At 51.4% G+C, this 2805-nt stretch carries 2 protein-coding genes and 1 pseudogene; all 3 read right to left on the bottom strand.

Going from position 1 to position 2805, the window contains the following annotated elements; genetic code table 11:
- Positions 1 to 1023 (bottom strand): hypothetical protein (locus tag HCUR_RS01000; RefSeq protein ID WP_207760848.1); only part of this gene is annotated, 1023 nt, incomplete at its 3' end.
- A complete protein-coding gene (locus tag HCUR_RS00995) occupies positions 1011 to 1865 on the bottom strand; it encodes a hypothetical protein (protein ID WP_243397236.1) in 855 nt (284 codons plus the stop codon). The genes HCUR_RS01000 and HCUR_RS00995, both read right to left, overlap by 13 nt.
- A 10-nt stretch (positions 1866 to 1875) precedes the next feature.
- A pseudogene (locus tag HCUR_RS00990) lies at positions 1876 to 2805 on the bottom strand (hypothetical protein); the annotation flags it as partial.

Raw genomic sequence — 2805 nt, 5'->3', positions numbered from 1 at the left:
CGCCGTCAGCACTCTCAGCGAAGCAGAAGTGGTTTCCGCCAAGCCGCGAATGGCTTCATCACAGCGCTGAAAATACCCTTCTTCCTCCTCCCCCAGCTCCCGGGTAGGCAATTGTTCTCGGATAATGCCCGTGCAGCCCTCTGCCATGGATTCCGCCGCCATGGTGGCGCCCGCCGCCAGAAGAGCCTGATTCCAGTCCACAGTGCCGCTCTGAAGAGCTTGGAGAGACACCGTGGAGGCCATGGCCAGGGCTCCGTGGAGTAATTTATGTTCCAGCCCCGAAAGGCCGCTACGATAGGCCTGGCCGATCTCTGAGGCTCCTGCGGCGGAGATCTGAAGAACGCCCTGGCGGGCAAGGGTTTTTACAGGATTTTCCTGATACACCAAGCTATGGGCTGCCGTCGTTTTAGCCAAGTTCCCGGCGCTGCCCAGATCCCCCACACCCAAGCTTAGCCCTTGCACCGCAAGGGTTTTTCCCGCTGCCTTGAGCATATCCGAGAGCTGGAGGGATTCGTGGTTGGCCAGAGACTCCAGGCCTCCCTTCTGAATGAAGGCCTGAGCGGACGCTGCAAGCACGCCAGAGGCAATCCCTCCGCTGGCCCCTGCCAAAGCTGCAATGCCCACCCCCAGAGCGGCCTTGAAGGCAGGCTTAACAGTGGTACGAGGTCTCTGGGATTCTTCAGTAATAGAGGGCACGACCGTGCGGTGGATCTCGGTAAATTCTGGGCGAGGAACGATTTCCATACCCGGGGGGCGCTGGCCCGTTGTGGAAATAACCTCCAGGTGCGGCGTATCCACCGCCAAATGACCCTGAACAGAACAGTCCACGTAGTCCACCCCTTGGCCTTGGTGAGCCTGGGTTTTCTGGAGAATGCGAGAGTCCTTTACCACCGAAACCTTCTCAAAGCTGTCATACTTCAGGGCGGGGCTCAGAAGGAGCTCCTCGCGAGCCTCAATGCGCACCTCCCCCTTAAACTGACTCCAAAGTTGAGTTAGGAAGGTCCAAAATTTCATCGCAGCCACGGCGCCTCCTCTGGCCCTTCCACCCAAGCTTGAGTCAAGGGTTTTTCCCCCAAGAACAGGTTGTTAGCCAGGATATCCAAGCTGTTCCGGGATTCCGGAGTGTCCTCTAGCTCCAGCACCCGGGCCAAAATAAAGAAATATTCCGGGTGAATAAGGCGACTGTCCAGCTGTTCCAGTTGCTCCTGGGCCACCCGCTGCATCCCGTCAAAGGACCGGCCAAAGAGGGCGACTTCTTTGGCAAAAAAAGAAAACCGTAAAATAGGAAAGGGAACCCAGATAACGGCTTGACTCCGGGGCGGGTCCTGACCTTGAAGGTAGGGCTGGATAGCACGATCAAAACTGGGACACAGCGTATCATGATTTGGGTGGCAGGGCCATTTAATACTGGGATCGTAGAGCTCGCTGGTTGTAGCGGCCTCGTATATATCCTCTGTATTTCTGCGACCAATAAATAGATCGTTAGTGATTGCGATGCATTCTAGAATGTCCGCATTAATAGAATCTCCAAGAACAGTAGTGTATGCAATATCTCCCATCAAAGACTCATCTGGATAATGATCACTCATATTTTTTTTACGATCAATGATATTATGGACATCTTCTCCCGAAATATCTTTTCCGTATTCAAAAGTTAAATCCAAAACTTTCGCTATTTTGGTAAATTCATCGCTCCAATCATCTTTTGGATACTCGTATTCTCTCCACTCATTGAGCAACACCACCTTCATCAAAAACCCCGCCAGATAGCGGGTACAATCCCGCCAATCTGGATCTGGAGTATATTTATCAACGTTATAATTATTCAAAACATAGCGCTGATAATATTGTCCTAATATACTCATCTTTCCCCTCCTATTTTTTTTCTAGAAGATTAGGATTGGTATTCAGTTTAGAAATTTCTCCATCCTGAAATTTTTTTAGTTCTTTATCCGTTGCAGGATAATGTTGACATTGAATCTCCACACCGTTTTTATTTTGAGGTCGAACTTGCACCACATGTAAATCGTTCTGTGGCGCTCCGCCACGAGCTTCTTTTGGACGAGCCTCACTAGGCTTTTGATAAGATTCAGTCCAAGTTCGAGTATTTCCAGTTTTTGGACACACTTCTTTCACATTATTTGATCCACCATCGGTACGAATGTTTGAGGTTTTGTCATTTGGTAGATTATATTTTGTATAAAACCGCACTCTTCCATCTGGTAAATCCTTACGATACTTATATTTAGAGTTTTTCACCGCCTTTTCCACCTCTTCGGTACACTTCGGATGCACCGGATCCACCTTTTTCTGTCCCTTCAGCTCCAGCCGTTCTTGGTCGGCTTTTTGCAGGGCTGTTTGCCCTGGATTTTCTGGAGCCGGGGCTTTTTTATCCCGGATAAGCCCCCGTTCTTTCCGCTGTTTTTCCTCTATTTTTCTGCGGGCTCCCGTGGGGGCACCTTCCATTTTCAGGACTTCAGGGCCTTTTTCCCCGCCGCCTAAAGCTTTCCGGGCCAAGCGGACTCCGGCTTTTACCACGGTGCTGCCCACGCCTCCACTGGCCAAATCCAATGCTACGGAACCGGCAGCTAGGGCTCCTTGACCGGTGGCGCTCCAGTAATTGCCCTCCTGGAGCTCATCCCCCACATCTTTTACCCCCTGAGCCACATCGTAGGCTACTGCCAGAATGGTGGTGACAAAATTTTCCTCCAAGCCAGTGGTGGCCGCAGTGTCACAAGCCTGGATGTCTCCTGAGTCCTTGCCCGCCAAGGCTAACCCCGTAGCCAGGAGGATTCTTAACGAGGC

Source organism: Holospora curviuscula (assembly GCF_002930195.1).
Classification (GTDB): Bacteria; Pseudomonadota; Alphaproteobacteria; order Holosporales; family Holosporaceae; genus Holospora; species Holospora curviuscula.
Note: the sequence above shows the minus strand (reverse complement) of the source record. Positions and strands in the feature narration are given on the sequence as shown.